This is a genomic window from Parvibaculum sp., assembly GCF_039973015.1.
Classification (GTDB): domain Bacteria; phylum Pseudomonadota; class Alphaproteobacteria; order Parvibaculales; family Parvibaculaceae; genus Parvibaculum.
This window is the reverse complement of record NZ_JBDWLT010000007.1, coordinates 213,096-229,938: the sequence shown is the minus strand read 5'-3', so window position 1 is coordinate 229,938 and position 16,843 is coordinate 213,096. Positions and strand designations below refer to the sequence as shown.

Annotated in this window: 18 protein-coding genes and 1 tRNA gene; 17 read left to right on the top strand and 2 right to left on the bottom strand. The window is 60.7% G+C overall.

Annotated elements, in window-relative coordinates; genetic code table 11:
- The first annotated feature begins 33 nt into the window (after positions 1 to 33).
- From ribD to ABJO61_RS05825, 9 genes are all read left to right on the top strand, one after another.
- Positions 34 to 1,125, top strand: a complete 1,092-nt coding sequence (gene ribD, locus ABJO61_RS05865) for a bifunctional diaminohydroxyphosphoribosylaminopyrimidine deaminase/5-amino-6-(5-phosphoribosylamino)uracil reductase RibD (protein WP_348326322.1) — start codon at positions 34 to 36, stop codon at positions 1,123 to 1,125.
- 3 nt (positions 1,126 to 1,128) lie between these two features.
- Positions 1,129 to 1,755, top strand: a complete 627-nt coding sequence (locus tag ABJO61_RS05860) for a riboflavin synthase (RefSeq protein ID WP_348326320.1) — start codon at positions 1,129 to 1,131, stop codon at positions 1,753 to 1,755.
- Positions 1,756 to 1,760: 5 nt separating this feature from the next.
- Positions 1,761 to 2,900, top strand: a complete 1,140-nt coding sequence (gene ribB, locus ABJO61_RS05855; RefSeq protein ID WP_348326318.1) for a 3,4-dihydroxy-2-butanone-4-phosphate synthase — start codon at positions 1,761 to 1,763, stop codon at positions 2,898 to 2,900.
- Positions 2,897 to 3,352 (top strand): 6,7-dimethyl-8-ribityllumazine synthase, encoded by a 456-nt coding sequence (ribH, locus tag ABJO61_RS05850; RefSeq protein WP_348326316.1) that lies wholly within the window; start codon positions 2,897 to 2,899, stop codon positions 3,350 to 3,352. Before ribB ends, ribH begins: the two co-directional genes overlap by 4 nt.
- Positions 3,353 to 3,377: 25 nt before the next feature.
- Positions 3,378 to 3,890 (top strand): transcription antitermination factor NusB, encoded by a 513-nt coding sequence (nusB, locus tag ABJO61_RS05845; RefSeq protein ID WP_348326314.1) that lies wholly within the window; start codon positions 3,378 to 3,380, stop codon positions 3,888 to 3,890.
- Positions 3,868 to 4,875 carry a thiamine-phosphate kinase gene (thiL, locus tag ABJO61_RS05840; RefSeq protein ID WP_348326312.1) on the top strand — a complete coding sequence of 336 codons (1,008 nt, stop codon included), beginning with the start codon at positions 3,868 to 3,870 and terminating at the stop codon, positions 4,873 to 4,875. The genes nusB and thiL overlap by 23 nt, the downstream gene beginning before the upstream one ends.
- Before the next feature lie 163 nt (positions 4,876 to 5,038).
- Complete coding sequence (locus ABJO61_RS05835) at positions 5,039 to 7,153, top strand: sodium-translocating pyrophosphatase (RefSeq protein ID WP_348326310.1); 2,115 nt, start codon at positions 5,039 to 5,041, stop codon at positions 7,151 to 7,153.
- A gap of 141 nt (positions 7,154 to 7,294) precedes the next feature.
- A complete protein-coding gene (locus tag ABJO61_RS05830; protein ID WP_348326308.1) occupies positions 7,295 to 8,965 on the top strand; it encodes a cation:proton antiporter family protein in 1,671 nt (556 codons plus the stop codon).
- A 29-nt stretch (positions 8,966 to 8,994) separates the two neighbouring features.
- The gene (locus ABJO61_RS05825; RefSeq protein ID WP_348326306.1) at positions 8,995 to 9,900 is read left to right on the top strand and encodes a universal stress protein; all 906 of its coding nucleotides are present in this window, start codon (positions 8,995 to 8,997) and stop codon (positions 9,898 to 9,900) included.
- 23 nt (positions 9,901 to 9,923) lie between these two features.
- Here the strand turns inward: ABJO61_RS05825 and ABJO61_RS05820 are convergent, their stop codons facing one another.
- Positions 9,924 to 10,430, bottom strand: a complete 507-nt coding sequence (locus tag ABJO61_RS05820) for an outer membrane protein assembly factor BamE (RefSeq protein ID WP_348326304.1) — start codon at positions 10,428 to 10,430, stop codon at positions 9,924 to 9,926.
- A 117-nt stretch (positions 10,431 to 10,547) separates the two neighbouring features.
- Here ABJO61_RS05820 and ABJO61_RS05815 point away from each other — a divergent pair, with 117 nt between their 5' ends.
- The 7 genes from ABJO61_RS05815 to ABJO61_RS05785 all read left to right on the top strand — a co-directional run bounded on the left by ABJO61_RS05815 (position 10,548) and on the right by ABJO61_RS05785 (position 15,046).
- Positions 10,548 to 11,108, top strand: coding sequence for a ubiquinol-cytochrome C chaperone family protein (locus ABJO61_RS05815; protein WP_348326302.1), 561 nt, complete (start codon positions 10,548 to 10,550; stop codon positions 11,106 to 11,108).
- Complete coding sequence (locus tag ABJO61_RS05810; protein WP_348326300.1) at positions 11,108 to 11,668, top strand: DUF177 domain-containing protein; 561 nt, start codon at positions 11,108 to 11,110, stop codon at positions 11,666 to 11,668. Before ABJO61_RS05815 ends, ABJO61_RS05810 begins: the two co-directional genes overlap by 1 nt.
- Before the next feature lie 116 nt (positions 11,669 to 11,784).
- Positions 11,785 to 12,864: a phosphate acyltransferase PlsX gene (plsX, locus tag ABJO61_RS05805; RefSeq protein ID WP_348326298.1), complete on the top strand. Its 1,080-nt coding sequence runs from the start codon at positions 11,785 to 11,787 to the stop codon at positions 12,862 to 12,864.
- On the top strand, positions 12,861 to 13,838 hold the full coding sequence (locus ABJO61_RS05800) for a beta-ketoacyl-ACP synthase III (RefSeq protein WP_348326296.1): 978 nt from the start codon (positions 12,861 to 12,863) through the stop codon (positions 13,836 to 13,838). Before plsX ends, ABJO61_RS05800 begins: the two co-directional genes overlap by 4 nt.
- 150 nt (positions 13,839 to 13,988) lie before the next feature.
- On the top strand, positions 13,989 to 14,306 hold the full coding sequence (locus ABJO61_RS05795) for an integration host factor subunit alpha (RefSeq protein WP_348326294.1): 318 nt from the start codon (positions 13,989 to 13,991) through the stop codon (positions 14,304 to 14,306).
- Positions 14,307 to 14,378: 72 nt separating this feature from the next.
- Positions 14,379 to 14,846, top strand: a complete 468-nt coding sequence (locus ABJO61_RS05790; protein WP_348326454.1) for a MerR family transcriptional regulator — start codon at positions 14,379 to 14,381, stop codon at positions 14,844 to 14,846.
- Positions 14,847 to 14,969: 123 nt separating this feature from the next.
- A tRNA-Pro gene (locus ABJO61_RS05785) sits at positions 14,970 to 15,046 on the top strand.
- Positions 15,047 to 15,274: 228 nt separating this feature from the next.
- Here the strand turns inward: ABJO61_RS05785 and ABJO61_RS05780 are convergent.
- On the bottom strand, positions 15,275 to 15,490 hold the full coding sequence (locus ABJO61_RS05780) for a DUF2842 domain-containing protein (RefSeq protein ID WP_293331843.1): 216 nt from the start codon (positions 15,488 to 15,490) through the stop codon (positions 15,275 to 15,277).
- Between the two features lie 179 nt (positions 15,491 to 15,669).
- Here ABJO61_RS05780 and ABJO61_RS05775 point away from each other — a divergent pair, with 179 nt between their 5' ends.
- Entirely contained in the window at positions 15,670 to 16,704 is a 1,035-nt protein-coding gene (locus ABJO61_RS05775; protein WP_348326292.1) for a COX15/CtaA family protein, read from the top strand.
- Positions 16,705 to 16,843 lie beyond the last annotated feature (139 nt).

The window sequence follows — 16,843 nt, the reverse complement described above, 5'->3', positions numbered from 1 at the left end:
ATGAAAATGGTTCGGCCCCACGATATCGGTTTCATGAAAACGGCATTGACGCTCGCCGAGCGAGGGCTGGGCCGTGTTGCGCCCAACCCTGCGGTCGGCTGCGTGATCGTGCGGGAGGAGGAGGCCGGTTTCCGGATCGTCGGGCGGGGCTGGACGCAGCCCGGCGGACGGCCGCATGCCGAGACGGAGGCACTTCGCCATGCCGGGGCGCTTGCAAAGGGGGCGACGGCTTATGTGAGCCTGGAGCCCTGTTCGCATCAAGGGAAGACGGGCCCCTGCGCCGGTGCGCTGATCGAGACGGGGATTGCGCGCGTCGTTGGCACCATTGCCGACCCCAACCCCGAAGTCGCGGGGCGCGGCTTTGCGATGCTGCAGGCCAAAGGCGTCGATGTGACGGAAAATGTCTGCGCTGCCGACGCCTATTATCTCAATGAAGGCTTCTTTCTCACCATGTCGGAGCGACGGCCGATGGTGACGTTGAAGATCGCGAGTTCGCTCGACGGACGGACGGCAACGCATGAGGGGCATAGCCAGTGGATCACCGGCGATGCGGCGCGCAGTCGAGGGCATCTGCTTCGGGCAACACATGATGCGATCATGGTCGGCAGTGCGACCGCCATCGTCGACGACCCGGAACTCACCTGCCGTTTGCCGGGGCTTGAGGCGCGTTCGCCCGTTCGTATCGTGGCGGATGGGCGCTTGCGTCTGCCGCTTACCTCGCGGCTCGTGCGCGACGCCAAAAAGACGCCGGTCTGGATATTGACGTTGCCGGGTGGTGATGCACGTCGCCGCGAAGCCTTCGAGGGATGTGGGGTGACGCTGATCGATGTTGAGCCGGGCGAGGACGGCGTGATGAACATGCGCGCGGCAATGGAAGCCATTGCGGCGCGCGGTGTGACGCGGGTGCTGGTTGAGGGGGGCGCGCGGCTCGCAGCCTCGCTGATCCGGGAAGTTCTCGTCGACCGTATCGAATGGTTCCAGGCGCCGAAGGTGATTGGCGGGGATGGCTATCCGGCGGTAGCAGCGCTTGGCATCAAGAAGGCTGGTGACGCGCCGGCTTTCATGCTGCGCGGAACAGCGGTTGCCGGTGGCGACACGATCGCCAGTTTCGTGCGCGGGAGCTGAACGATGTTTACCGGGATCATCACCGATATCGGGCGCATCCGCGCCATTGAGAAGAGGGGCGATACGCGCTTCACCATCGAGACGGCTTACGATCCGCAGACCATCGATCTTGGCGCTTCGATTGCCTGTGCGGGCTGCTGCCTGACGGTGGTGGACAAGGGTAGCGATTCCAGGGGCAACTGGTTCGCCGTCGACGTATCGCAGGAATCTCTCGATTGCACGATTCTTGGCATGTGGAGCGAGGGTACGAAGATCAACCTGGAGCGTGCGCTCAAGGCCGGCGACGAACTCGGGGGCCATATAGTAAGCGGGCATGTGGACGGCGTTGGACGGATTGCCGATATCAGGCAAGAGGGCGACTCGCTGCGCTTCACCTTCGAGGCCCCGGACGACCTAGCTCGCTTCATCGCGTCCAAAGGCTCGGTGACGCTGAATGGCACATCGTTGACCGTGAACGAGGTGGAAGATCCGAAACCCGGCGGCAATGCCGCGGCTACGCGTTTCGGCGTCAACATTATCCCCCACACCCAGCAGGTCACGACCTGGGGGCTGGCGAAGACGGGTGATCCCGTTAATCTTGAAATCGATATGCTGGCCCGCTATGTCGCGCGGCTGGTTCAGAAGGATTGAGATCCGTGTACAAGGAATACCTTTCCCCAATCGAGGACGTCATCGAAGACGCGCGTAACGGCAAGATGTTCATTCTTGTCGATGCGGAAGAGCGTGAGAACGAAGGCGACCTCGTCATTCCGGCCCAGATGTGCACGCCGGAAGCCGTCAACTTCATGGCCAAGTATGGCCGAGGGCTGATCTGTCTTTCGCTGACGGGCGAGCGCTCCAAGCAGCTCGACCTTCAGCTCATGTCCTCGACCAACCAGTCGCGCCACCAGACGGCCTTTACGGTTTCCATAGAGGCGCGGGAGGGGATTTCGACCGGTATCTCCGCGCATGATCGCGCGCATACGGTTTCTGTCGCCATCGATCCAACGAAGGGCGCGACGGATATCGTGTCGCCGGGGCATGTGTTTCCGCTTGTCGCGCGTGACGGCGGTGTGCTTGTTCGCGCGGGCCATACGGAAGCGGCGGTGGATATTGCACGGCTTGCGGGCCTTTATCCCGCGGGCGTCATCTGCGAGATCATGAACGATGACGGCACGATGGCGCGCCTGCCCGACCTTGTGCAGTTTGCCCAGCTCCACGGCCTCAAGATCGCGACCATTGCGGACCTCATTGCCTATCGGCGCCGTTACGACAACTTCATTCACCGTGCCATCGAGACTGAACTCGACAGCGCCTATGGCGGCGAGTTCAAACTGATGGTCTATCTGAATACGGTCGAATATGCCGAGCATATTGCGCTTGTGAAAGGCGACATCTCGGGCCCGGATCCCGTTCTTGTGCGTGTGCACGCGATCAATGTCTTCGACGATATTCTGGGAGCGGCCGGACCGCGCTCGGATATTCTGAAGGAGTCGATGAAGATCATCGCCGAAGAGGGGCGCGGCGTGATCGTGCTCATTCGCGACACCACAGCGACGGTTGTTTCCGACATGCTTCTCCGCAAAGGCGAGGGGGGCGAGCAGGGGATGCCGCGACGGCTTCGCGAATATGGTGTCGGTGCGCAGATTTTGCTGGATCTTGGTGTCCATGACATGGTTCTGCTCTCCGACACGGACCGGAGCATCGTCGGGCTTGAAGGCTATGGGCTCAAGGTGGCCGGGCAGCGCTCGCTCACGCCGGGCTCCAAAGCCCGGGCAAAGGAGACAATATCGTGACAGTCGACGCACATATCCTGATCGTCGAAGCACGCTTCTACGAGGAACTTGCGGACGAACTCGCGCGGGGCGCGATTGCAGCGCTGGAGGCGCGCGGTGCGACCTGGCAGCGTGTGCAGGTGCCGGGCGTTCTCGAAATTCCCACGGCGGTGAAATATGCGCTCGATGCGATGGGGCATGGCGGGTTTACGAAGAAAATCGATGGCTTTGTGACGCTTGGTTGTGTAATTCGCGGTGAGACGACCCATTACGACATCGTGTCGAACGAATCCGCCCGGGCGCTGATGGATATTTCTGTTGGCCGTTCTCTCGCGCTGGGCAACGGTATCCAGACCGTGGAGAACGAAGCTCAGGCCTGGGCACGTGCCAAAGTGGGTGAAAAGAACAAGGGCGGCGGGGCGGCGAATGCCTGCCTGGACATGATCGCCCTTAAACGCAGTTTCGGCGCCTGACGCCGTTCGAGGTTGATCGAAGAAGATGGCAGTTCCAGCGAAGCCCGCTTCTGGCGGCAACCTCGATCCAAAGGCCCGGTCGGCCGCACGGCTCGGCGCCGTACAGGCGCTCTATCAGATGGATGTGGCGGCCACGCCGCTTGACGATGTCGTTGAGGAGTTCATCGAGCATCGCCTAGGCAAGGATATTGAAGGTGTCGATGTCGGGGAGGCCGATGCGGCGCATTTCGAAGATGTTGTGCGTGGCGTCGTGCGCGAACAGCGCGAGCTTGACCGGCAGGTCAATAATGCTCTCGCCAAAGGATGGTCGCTTGCGAGGATCGACTCCACGCTTCGGGCGATCCTTCGATGTGGTACCTACGAACTGCGCCGATGCAAGGATGTACCGCTCAAGGTGGTCATCAACGAATATGTCGATATTGCACATGCCTTCTTCGAGGGAGACGAGTCTGGCGTTGTGAACGCGGTACTCGACAGACTGGGACGCGACATCAGGAGCGCGTCGGGAGCGGAACATGGCTCCGGCGGACAAGGCTGAGGGCGCGCGCCCAGGCGAATTCAGGCTAATCGAGGAAGTCTTCGCGCCTCTGGCGTCCGGTGCCGCCGGCGCCTTTGCGCTGAAGGATGATGCTGCCCTTTATCGTGCAAGCGCAGGATGGGAGACCGTTCTGACGGTCGATGCGATTGTTGCCGGTGTGCATTTTCTGCCAGACGACCCGCCGGAAAGTGTCGCGCGCAAGCTCTTGCGGGTAAATCTCTCGGACATTGCGGCAAAAGGGGCTGTGCCGAAAGGCTATCTCCTCGTTACCGCATGGGCAGACGACACGAGTTTCGACTGGATCAAACGGTTTGCCTCGGGGCTTGCGGAAGATCAGGAGCGCTATGGCATTTCGCTTTGGGGCGGCGACACGGTCCGGACGAGCGGACCGTTGATGCTTTCGCTCACGGCCATTGGAGAGTTACCTCAAGGAACGCTGCTTGCGCGGGGTGGGGCTCACCCGGGAGACGATATTTATGTTTCCGGTACGCTGGGCGATGCGGCGCTCGGCCTGGAAGTGTTGAGGGCGAAATTGGATGACCTCAGTCCGGAAGACAGGGCGCAGCTCGTCCGGCGCTACAGGGAACCGGAACCTCGCTGTTCGCTCGGGCCGCGGCTGCGGGGGGTGGCCAGCGCCTCGCTCGACATCTCGGATGGCCTCTTCGCCGATCTCGGGCACTTGTGCGGGCAATCCGGCGCGGGCGCGCGAATCGAAATGGATCGGCTGCCCCTTTCGGATGCAGCGCGGAGAGCTGTGGAAGGACAACCGGAGCTTTTTCAGCTGATCGTCGGGGGGGGAGATGACTATGAAATCCTCTTTGCCGCTCCACCCGAAAAGGCCGGGCAGGTGGCGGCTGCCGCTGCGGAAGCCTCTGTCAGCGTGACCCGGATCGGTGAAGTCAGGGAGACTGACGAAGGGGTGAAGCTTGTGGACCGCGCAGGGCAGCCAATTCCGCTCAAGCAATTGGGATATCGCCACTTTTAAGCTCCGGGGCGTTTCTGTCTGCCGGTTGCTTTCCTAATGCGTATTTGGCATCTTTCCGCGCGATTTCTGCATTCGGCAGGGGGGAGGACTTCCGGCGTCAATGCTGGAAGGAAGAGTGGTAATTCCCGCCGGTCATCCTTCGAGGGAACCTAAGGAAAAAACAATGAGCACTGCTTTGTGGGCTATTATCGGCTGCGGCGTGCTTGCTGTCCTCTACGGTATCTGGGCTGTGCGCTCGGTGCTGAAGCTGGACGCGGGCAATGCACGTATGCAGGAGATCGCGGCAGCGATCCAGGAAGGCGCAAGCGCATATCTCGCGCGTCAGTACACGACCATCGCCATCGTCGGCGCTGTGATTTTCGCCGTGGTCTGGTACCTTCTCACGCTGAAGGTTGCCGTCGGCTTCCTCGTCGGCGCGACGCTGTCGGGAGCCGCTGGTTATATCGGCATGCTGGTTTCGGTGCGCGCCAATGTGCGCACGACGCAGGCATCGAGCACAAGCCTTGCGGCCGGTCTCAGCGTTGCTTTCAAGTCGGGCGCTGTTACGGGCATGCTGGTTGCCGGTCTCGCGCTTCTTGCTGTTGCTGTGTATTACTCTGTTCTTACGGTCCACCTCGGCTATGCGCCGGGCTCGCGTGAAGTCATCGATGCGCTTGTCGCGCTTGGCTTCGGCGCTTCGCTGATCTCGATCTTCGCGCGCCTCGGCGGCGGTATCTTCACGAAGGGTGCTGACGTGGGCGGCGATCTCGTGGGCAAGGTCGAAGCTGGTATTCCCGAAGACGATCCTCGTAACCCGGCGACCATCGCGGACAATGTCGGCGACAATGTCGGTGACTGCGCGGGCATGGCGGCGGACCTGTTCGAAACCTATGCCGTGACCGTGGTCGCGACGATGGTTCTTGCCTCCATCTTCTTCGCGGGCGAGGGGATCGCCGCGATGATGACTTATCCGCTGGCCATTGGCGGCGCGTGCATCGTGACGTCGATCATCGGTACGTTCTTCGTGCGTCTCGGCAAGAGCAATAACATCATGGGCGCGCTCTACAAGGGCTTCATCGCCTCGGCCGTGCTCTCGCTCGTCGCGCTCTACTTTGTCACCGACTGGGTGATCGGGCTCGACACGGCCTTCACCGTGGGCGCGCTGAACTTCACTGGCATGACGCTCTATTATTGCGGTATCGCCGGTCTGGCCATTACCGGCCTCATCATCTGGGTCACGGAATACTACACTGGCGTAAACTTCCGCCCGGTGAAGTCGATTGCCGCTGCGTCGGCAACCGGTCACGGCACGAACGTGATCCAGGGACTGGCGATTTCGATGGAAGCAACGGCTCTGCCGGCTCTTATCATCGTCATTGGTATCTTGGTCACCTACAGCCTTGCCGGTCTCTTCGGTATCGCCATCGCCGTGACGACGATGCTTGCGCTTGCGGGCATGGTGGTCGCGCTCGACGCTTTCGGCCCTGTGACGGACAATGCCGGTGGCATCGCCGAAATGGCCGACCTGCCCGAAGACGTTCGCAAAACGACGGACGCTCTCGATGCCGTCGGCAACACGACGAAGGCCGTTACCAAGGGCTATGCGATCGGTTCGGCGGGCCTCGGCGCGCTGGTGCTCTTTGCGGCCTATACGGAAGACCTGAAGTTTTTTGCGGCTAACTCCGACACTTACGGGTACTTCGCCGGTGTCAGCCCCGACTTCTCGCTCTCCAACCCCTATGTGGTAATCGGGCTCTTCCTTGGCGGGTTGCTGCCTTATCTCTTCGGTTCGATGGGAATGACCGCTGTCGGCCGTGCCGCCGGTTCCGTGGTTGAGGAAGTGCGCCGTCAGTTCAAGGCCGATCCGGGCATCATGGCGGGCACGTCCAAGCCCGACTATGCGCGTGCGGTCGACATGCTGACCAAAGCGGCGATCAAGGAGATGATCATCCCGTCGCTTCTGCCGGTCCTTTCGCCGATCGTTCTCTATTTCGCGGTGAATGCGGTCGCCGACAAATCGGCCGCCTTCTCCGCGGTTGGCGCGATGCTACTCGGCGTTATCGTGACGGGGCTCTTCGTTGCGATTTCCATGACGTCCGGTGGCGGCGCCTGGGACAACGCGAAGAAGTACATCGAAGACGGTAACTATGGCGGCAAGGGCTCGGAAGCTCACAAGGCCGCTGTGACTGGCGATACGGTCGGCGATCCCTACAAGGACACCGCCGGTCCGGCCGTCAACCCGATGATCAAGATCACGAACATCGTGGCGCTCCTGCTTCTTGCGGTGCTCGCGCACTAGCAAGTCTGGTGTTTCCAAAAGACAAAGCCCCGCGGAGCGATCCGCGGGGCTTTTTTATCGTGAGCCTGCGACGGCAAGTCCATTTGACCTTGTGGGGCTTTAACGAAAGACTGATTTCGGGGCGTTGCAAGGAGGTATTGCGTGCTGGAGGTGTCCGTTTTCTATGAGGTGGCGATGCTCCTGATGCTTGCATCGGTGATTGGCCTCATCGGTGTACGGCTACATCAGCCCATGATCGTCAGCTTCATCGTTGTCGGGATGCTTGCCGGACCGGCCGGTTTCGACATCGTTCAGTCCACCGGGCATCTGGAGCTCTTGTCCGAGCTGGGTGTCGCCCTGCTGTTGTTTCTTGTGGGGCTCAAGCTCGATCTCAACCTTGTCCGAACGCTGGGCGCGGTCGCGCTGAATACAGGCCTCGGACAGATCGCCTTCACGTCGCTCACGGGCCTCTTGATATGTCTGGGCCTCGGTATGCCGATGCTGACGAGCGTCTATGTTGCGGTCGCGCTGACTTTCTCCAGTACAATCATCATCGTCAAACTGCTCTCGGATAAACGAGAACTGGATGCGTTGCACGGCAGGATCGCGCTGGGCTTTCTGATCGTGCAAGACCTTGCCGTGGTTCTCGCAATGGCGGTGATGTCGGCGTTGACCGCCGACGCGGCGGGCGGCGGCGGACTCGGCGGCGCGCTGCTGGGGCTTGCGGCTGGCGCCGTGCCTCTCCTTCTCCTGTGGCTGATCGTCTCGTGGGTGGCGAGCCCGCTCCTTCAGAGCATGGCGAAGGCGCCAGAACTGCTGATCGTCTTTGCCCTCGGTCTTGCGACTGCCTTTGCCGCGCTTGGTGACTATCTGGGTTTCAGCAAGGAGCTTGGCGGTCTCATAGCAGGGGTCGCACTCGCGACCACACCTTACCGCGAAGCCATCGCTTCACGCCTGGCCAGTCTTCGTGATTTTCTTCTTGTCTTCTTTTTCATCTCGCTCGGAGCGCATCTGGATTTGCGGGTGGTTGGAGCGGCGGTGGGAGATGCGCTGTTGCTTTCGTTTTTCGTGCTGATCGGAAATCCTCTGATCGTCATGGTGATCATGGGGGCCATGGGCTACCGGAAGCGGACGGGGTTTCTTGCCGGACTGACGGTTGCGCAGATCAGCGAGTTTTCGCTCATCTTTATCGCGATGGGATTGGCGCTTGGGCACGTGGATGAGGAAGCCGTCGGACTGGTTACTCTTGTCGGCGTTATCACGATCGGTCTCTCGACCTACATGATCCTCTACTCACAGCAGCTTTATGCATGGGTTGAACGTTTTCTCGGTGTTTTCGAACGCCGGGTCGCGCATCGCGAGGAGAAATACCTCGAAGGCAATGTGGGCGAACGCTATGATATTCTTCTCGTGGGGCTCGGACGATATGGGAGAGCGCTTCATTCCCGCTTTTCCGATGCGGGGTTCAATATCCTGGGCGTCGATTTCGATCCCGATGTCATAAGGCAATGGAAGGAGAGCGGCGCGACCGCGGTTTATGGCGACCTCCTGGATCCGGACATGTGCGAAACGCTCCCTGTCGACGGCACCAAATACGTCGTTATCGCTGTCCCCCCGCACGAAATCGGTCTGACGCACGAGGATCCCCGGATAACGCTTGTCGAGGCGTTGCGGCAGCGCGGCTATAGCGGGCAGATAGCCGCGATCGGCCGAAGCGAGAGCGACATGGCGGTGCTTCGCAAGAAGGGCGTGGATATCGTTCTTAGTCCGTTTGCGGATGCCGCCGAACGCGCAATGGAAAGGCTTTTTGCAAGGCCTGCTTCCGCCGGGTAAGGGGATGACAATGGCATCTGGAGACAAACATGTCTGCTAACGAAGAAAGACAGGTTTTGCCGGGGATAAGGAGCATCCTTATAGCGACGGATCTGTCCGGCCGTTCAGACAAGGCGCTCGCACGGGGGCTCCTGCTTGCCGCAGCCTATGGAGCAAGCGTCAAGGTCGTGCATGTCGTCGATGACGATCAGCCGAAATCGCTGGTTGAAGACGAGGCCGCGCGCGCCGCAGATCTTATTCAGGCGATGGTGAAGCCGATGGCGGACCGCTTGAAGATCGCGGCTCCCGAGATCGATATATGGCGGGGGCTTGCCTCCGTTGCGATTGCGAAGCTAGCCACGGAAACAAAACCCGATCTTCTGGTCATGGGCGCGCACCGGCGGCAGCTCTTGCGCGATGTTTTTGTGGGTACAACCGTGGAACGTGTCATCCGAACCTGCGAGCGGCCCGTCTTGATGGTCAATCTCGATGCAGATGTTTCGTATCGGAAAGCTCTCGCCGCGGTCGACCTGTCGCAACACTCAATCGATGCCTTGACGTTCGCGTCCAGGGTTGGATTCCTGGGCTGCGAGAAGCTGGCGATTATTCACGCTTTCGTACCGCTCGCAGACGGGCTCATGCGCTACGCCGATGTCGAGAAGAGCAAGATCGATGAATATGTGGAATCGATAGCGGACGATGCGCACAAGGCGCTGGTGCATATGTTGAGCGAGGAAGGGCTGACGGCGCTGGACCCGGAAATGATCGTCGAGGAAGGCGAAGCTGTCGGCGTGATCAAGGCGGCTGTCGAGCGCCTCAATCCCTCGCTCGTCATTCTGGGAACGCGAGGGCAAACGGGATTCAAGCGGATGCTTATCGGCAGCGTTGCCAATGCGGTGCTTCGTGACGTGGAATGCGACTTGCTGGCTTTCCCCAAGCGCACGGGCGAGGACTGAGATATCCCCGGTAGCGCCGCCCGCTAGCGCCGGTTGGTGGGATTACCTGTACCGACCGAAGGAATTCCCGAGCTCTGGTTGTTGAAGCGGCCAAGATTGCCGAAGAGCTGGCCAAGGATGGTGAGCTCCTTGCCGCGAGTCGGGGTCTTGCGATCGACAAAATTCACGATCTGGCCGTCCTCCAGACCGTAGTAGGCCACTTGCTGGACAACATCGGTTTTATCGAAGTAGACAGCGGCGACGGAGCGCTCGACTTCCTCTGGTGCATAAAAGGCGACAGTTTCGAACTTGCTCGAAATGTAGTACCAGGCCTCCCCATCGACGGTAGAAACGGTCGAGGGGGAGCCCATGACGCTCCTGACCTGTTCCTTCGACGAGCCGGATTGAAGCTGGTCGAGATCCGCAGGATCGAAGATATAACCGCGTTCCTCTATCAGAGGCGAGCAGGCCGACATCGTGACGGCGCCCATTGCCAGACAAACAGCTGTCAGGGCGAGACGGGCAGGGCGGCGCAGTCGGAACGATGTCATTGCAGAGGCCTCCTGGAGCCTGAAAGGTCTGCCGTTGACCTACCCTTGTCGCGGGGTAAATTCAATCGGCATGTACAATATGGGCCAGAACCTACCACCTGAGGCTGGAGTGAAGCCATGATATGGAAAAGGATTTTTGGCCGTTCCCGTAGTGACGATACACCATATGCGCTTTACGGGGCGCTGGTGGATCAGGCCCGGAACCCAATTTTTTACACCGATATGGGCGTCCCGGATACAGCGGAAGGCCGATTCGAGATGGTTGCGCTGCATGTCCATCTGGCGCTGCGCCGGCTGCGGGCGGGTGGCGAGGCAGGCAAGGAACTTGGCCAGAAGATTTTCGATTTGCTGTTCGACGATATGGACCAGACATTGCGCGAAATGGGCGTTGGCGATCTGTCCGTGGGCAAGAAGATCAAGGCTCTTGCCTCATCCTTCTATGGGCGGATGCAGGCCTATGATGAAGGGCTTGCCGATCTGGACGGCGGCAAGCTGGAAGCAGCCCTGCGGCGGAATGTGATACCGGATTCCGCGGGGGCTGAAACAAATGCAATGGCCCTTGCGGGATATGTTCGAGCAACCGATGACGAGCTTTGCGCCCAGCCCGTTGAAGAAATGATTGCCGGGCGGGTGATATTTACGCGCCCGAAGCCGCTTGCCACTGCGGGGGCTTCCTGATGGGGCCAGGACCGCACCAGAATTTCAGGCTGTTTGTCTCCGCGAGCGATGTACCGCCAAGCGGCAAGGACGTTCATTTCGAGGCTGACAAGGCGGTGTTGAAGGAGCTTGCAACCCGCTTCGGCATCGTCGAGGTCGTGGCGCTGTCGGGCTCCGCGAAAGTACGGCCTTACAAGAAGGCCGGTCTGACGGTGGAGGCGAGTTTCAAAGCGGAAGTGGTGCAAAGCTGTGTTGTCAGCCTCGAGCCGGTTCGCGAGACAGTTGAGGAAAGTTTCACCCAGCGATATCTGCCCGAGCATATGATCGTGCCGGATGTGCCGGAAGAATCGACCGAGCGCGAGATCGAAATAGATATCGAGGCCGAGGATGCGCCCGAACCGATGACGGGGAACGGTGTGGAAATCGGTGAGGCTGTGGCGGAAAGGCTGGCGCTTGCACTCGATCCTTATCCCCGCAAGCCGGGTGCCGCTTTCGAGCGACCTGCGGAGGAGACGGGCGACGCTCAGGAAAGCAAGCCAAATCCCTTTGCCGCGCTGGAAAAACTGAAGAAAAATTCTTGAGTTGGCACGATTCGGTGCCGCTTCCGGCTATTGTCTGACACTCGCAAGGCTGTATCTTCGGGGCGCGCGCGGACCAGGTTTGCGATGGGCGCCGGATCAACGATGGGGGTAGCCGGGTGACGCAAGGATTGACGATAGCTCTGGACGGGATGGGCGGCGACCACGGACCGGAAACGGTTATCGGTGGCGCCGAAGTCGCGTCCGTTCGTCGGCCCGATGTGCGTTTCCTGATTTTCGGAGACGAAGCCCAAATCCGGCCATTGCTTGAGAAACATCCCCGGGTCGCGCAGGCGAGCGAGATTATCCACACCGACGTCGCCATTTCGATGGACGACAAGCCGAGCCAGGCGCTGCGCCGCGGCCGCAAGACGAGCAGCATGTGGATGGCGATCGACGCGGTGAAGGAAGGCCGCGCCCAGGCTGCCGTCTCTGCGGGTAATACCGGTGCGCTGATGGCGATGGCGAAGGTGATCCTGAAGACGATCCCGAATGTCGAACGGCCTGCGCTTGCTGCGCTGTGGCCCACGGCGCGTGGCGAGTGCGTGGCGCTCGATCTCGGTGCGACGGTCGGAGCGGATGCCTATCAGCTCGTTCAGTTCGCAGCGATGGGCGAAGCCTTTGCGCGGGTGATCTTCAATATCGAACAGCCGACTGTCGGCCTTCTCAATATTGGCGAGGAGGAGGTCAAGGGAACCGAAGAGGTGAAGGCGGCCGCGCAGATGCTGCGTGAAACGAAACTGCCGATTCGTTTCCACGGTTTCATTGAAGGCGACGATATTTCGAAAGGCACCGTCGATGTGGTGGTGACCGATGGCTATACGGGCAATATTGCGCTGAAGACAGCCGAGGGAACCGCCCGGCTGATGGTGACTTTTTTGCGCGGCGCGATGCAGAGCTCGCTGATGTCCAAGATCGGCTATCTCTTTGCGCGCGGCGCATTCAAGGCGCTGGCCACGAAAATCGACCCGCGCGCGTCGAACGGCGCGGTCTTTCTCGGGCTGAACGGGCTTGTCGTGAAGAGCCATGGCGGCACGGATGCCATTGGTTTTGCCGCTGCAATCGATGTGGCAGCCGATGTCGCGTCGGCGGATCTTGTGGCCAAGATCTCTGCCGATGTCGACCGCCTGACGGGGATCGAGAGTGCCCGGCGTGCACAGAACAATGAAATAGCGGAATCCGAGGCAGCCCTGTCGTGAGTGTTATCAGAACCGTCGTTACCGGCGTCGGCAGCTACCTGCCGTCGCGTGTTGTCACGAATGAAGATATTTCGAAGATCGTCGATACGACCGATGAGTGGATCGTGGAGCGCACAGGCATCCACAGCCGCCACATCGCCGCAGAGGGCGAACTGACGTCGCATCTGGCGCTCGCCGCCGCACGCAACGCCATTGCCGATGCGGGGATCGACGTCCAGGAGATCGACACGATCATTCTGGCGACGACCACGCCGGACAATACATTCCCCGCGACCGCAACCACGGTGCAGGCGGAGCTTGGCCTCTATCACGGGGCGGCCTTCGATATTCAGGCCGTTTGCTCGGGTTTCGTCTATGCCATGACGATTGCCGATACTTTCATCAAGACCGGCCAGTCCAAGACAGCGCTGGTGATCGGGGCCGAGACGTTCTCGCGGCTGCTCGACTGGACCGACCGGACCACTTGCGTGTTGTTCGGCGATGGCGCGGGCGCGGCCATTGTGACCGGGGAGCAGGGGGCGGGGACAAATGCCGACCGCGGTATCCTTACTGCCCACCTTCATTCAGACGGACGCTACAAGGAAAAGCTCTATGTCGACGGAGGGCCTTCCTCCACACAGTCGACCGGCCATGTACGTATGGAGGGCCGCGAGGTCTTCCGTCATGCGGTCGTCAATATTGCGGAGGCGATCAAGGAATCGCTGGAGGCAACAGGGCTTACGGCAGAGGACATCGACTGGTTTGTGCCGCATCAGGCAAACAAGCGCATTCTGGACGGCACGGCAAAACGGATCGGGTTACCGCCGGAGAAGGTGGTGATGACGGTCGGTGAGCAAGGCAATACATCCGCGGCTTCCGTTCCGCTCGCGCTGGACACGGCGGTGAAGGATGGGCGAATCAAGCGCGGTGACCTCGTATTGCTGGAAGCGATGGGCGGGGGCTTCACCTGGGGGTCGCTTCTTTTCAGATTCTAGGTGAAATACCGTCCGGGAAGGCGCGGCGAACCGCCTGAAATTACGAGATATCCTGAATCTGCTGTATCAGGGAAAACTGCCATCCCTTTGATATTGACGGGTTTCCGGGCGGGCAATAGGCTTCACAACGAAACTTCAGAGGTGGAGGCCATGGGGGATACAGTCACGCGCGCGCATTTGAGCGAGGCGGTCTATCAGGAAGTCGGTCTGTCACGAAACGAGTCCGCGGAACTCGTCGAGCTCGTGCTGGCCGAGATAGCCGACAGTCTTGCCAAGGGCGACACGGTGAAGCTTTCGTCATTCGGTTCGTTCTCGGTTCGCAAGAAGGGCGGCCGGATGGGGCGTAATCCGAAAACAGGCGAGGAAGTGCCGATCAAGCCGCGGCGGGTGCTTGTTTTCCGGCCGAGCCATGTGCTCAAGGAGCGCATCAACAGTGCGCTCAGCGGACAGCCGGCAGCCGCCGAATAAACCCTCGAGGACGCGCCCTTGAGTAAGTCCGAGTTCATACTTCGGATTGAGGAAGACCAGCAGGGGCCTCATTTGTCTGTGCAAAAGTCACCCGACGCCTTTCGGACCATCAGCGAGGTCGCGAGCGAACTCGACGTGCCGCAACACGTGCTGCGATTCTGGGAGAGCAAGTTCAACCAGATCCGGCCGCTGAAGCGGGGCGGCGGGCGGCGCTATTACCGGCCCGAAGATGTGGACCTGCTGCGGGGTGTGCGAACGCTGCTCTACAATGACGGCTATACGATCAAGGGAGTCCAAAAAGTCTTTCGCGAACAAGGCATTAAGTTCGTCACGGAAACGGGGCGCGGCACTGTGGACACCTCTCTTGCGGAGCTGGCACGCGAGGCCGTGGAACGCGGCGAGCAAGAAGAGCGCGAACCTACTGCAAAGCCCGTCAGCGCGAGCGGACGCAAGCGCCTGGAGGTGCTGCTGGAAGACCTCATATCGCTTAAAGACGAGATCGACGAGACCTTGTGGGAGAGCGAGGACGAGGAAGGCTGAGCCCCCCTCGAAAATCCGAAAATTCCTTAAAAAATGCGGGTTTGGGCCGTTGCCGCAATTGAAAGCGGCGTCTATATTCCGCGCCTCTGGAAGGGGATTCCCCTTCTGGCGACACCGGTTAGTCGGAGCGTAGCGCAGCCCGGTAGCGCACTTGTCTGGGGGACAAGGGGTCGTCGGTTCGAATCCGGCCGCTCCGACCATTTCCGCCTCGAAAGAGGCAAGGTATCCGCGAGCCTCAAGGAGCCAGCTTCATGATTGGCCAGATTCTTCCGATCGTCCTCTTCCTCGTCGCGATCTTCGTGCTGAACAAGATCGTGACCGGCCGCTTCGGCTGAAGCGGGGATAAAGACGGCCTTCGGACAGGCGACTGTCACAAGAACGTCATCAAACCGTCATAAATGGAAAGCGGATGCGTCAGGCGTCCGTTTTTACGCCTCGTCTGGACGGACCATCCAGACGATGAGGTATTTGGCGGGAAATGCCCAAATTACACCAGCGGTGATGTAATAGAGGAACTGGACCAGGCCGTGTTCCGGCAAGTGTCCGCTCACCGCAATCGTCATGATCAGAAACGAATAGAGCGTGAGGCCGATCAGCAGGATGATCGTGCCGATGAGTTTGCGGGTGCGGATGCCGAGGCGCATGGGGCCGTCTCCGGGCTTTTCATTTTTGCGTTGGGTCTTACGCCGGGTTCGAGGTTGCCTTCCATACGGCATCCGCGAGAATTGCGCAAAGCGGGGAAGGCCGCGCGAGGGGATGCGCGGCGACCTGTCGCGGCGGTGTGCGGCTAGGCTTCGGCCAAGGGGCGGGGTAAGAGTTTTCCATGAGCGTTCTTCCACGGATCAACGCGGTCGAGAGGGCCGATGCAAACCGGCGGGCCATTGCCTGGTGGCTGTTCGGCGTTGCCGCGCTTGTCTTCATCATGGTGGTGGTGGGCGGCCTGACGCGGCTGACCGAGAGCGGGCTGTCGATCACCGAATGGAAGCCCGTGACGGGCGCACTGCCGCCGATGAGTGAGCAGCACTGGCAGGAGGAGTTCGACCTCTATCGCCAGATCCCGCAATACCAGCTCATCAACAAGGGCATGTCGCTCGACGAGTTCAAGACGATCTACTGGTGGGAGTGGAGCCATCGTTTTCTCGGGCGGCTGATCGGCTTCGCCTTTCTCGTGCCGTTCCTCTGGTTTGCGGTGACGCGCCGCATCGAGCGCGCGATGGTACCGCGGCTGCTCGGGCTTTTCGTTCTGGGCGGGATGCAGGGTGCGCTCGGCTGGTGGATGGTGAAGAGCGGGCTCGTCGACCGGACGGAGGTGAGCCAGTACCGCCTGGCCGCGCATCTCGGCCTTGCGACGCTTATCTATGGCGCGCTGATCTGGACGGCGCTCGACATGTGGCACGGGAAGGGCTCGCGGTTCCTGAGCGGGCTATCCAAGGCCGCGCTGGCGCTGATCGTGCTCATCTTCGTACAGACGATCCTCGGCGCCTTCGTGGCCGGCATCCGCGCCGGGCTTATCTACAACACATGGCCGCTGATGGCGGGCGCGATCATCCCCGACGGGCTTCTGGCGATGAAACCCGTCTGGCACAATTTCTTCGAGAGCCATCTGACCGTGCAGTTCCAGCACCGGATCATGGCCTATCTGCTGCTGGCGGTGACGGGATGGCATGCCTGGCGCGCGCGGAAGACGGAAGCGGCGGGCACGGCGAACCTGCTGTTCGCGGCGGTTGTCGCGCAGGCTGCGCTCGGCATCTGGACGCTGCTCTGGGTGGTGCCGATCCCGCTCGGCGCGGCGCATCAGGGCGGCGCGATGATCGTCTTCGGCATTGCTGTGTGGCATGCGCACAGGCTGGCGAAGTAGGGACGCGGTTGCGCTACCCCTCCCCAAACGGTCTTCGACCGAAAGCCCTACGCTTTCGCTCCGGGCGTTCGAGGCTCGACAAGGTCCACCGGACCTTTTCGTTCGCTTGCGCGAACCGCCTCTCACCCCACAGGGGGAG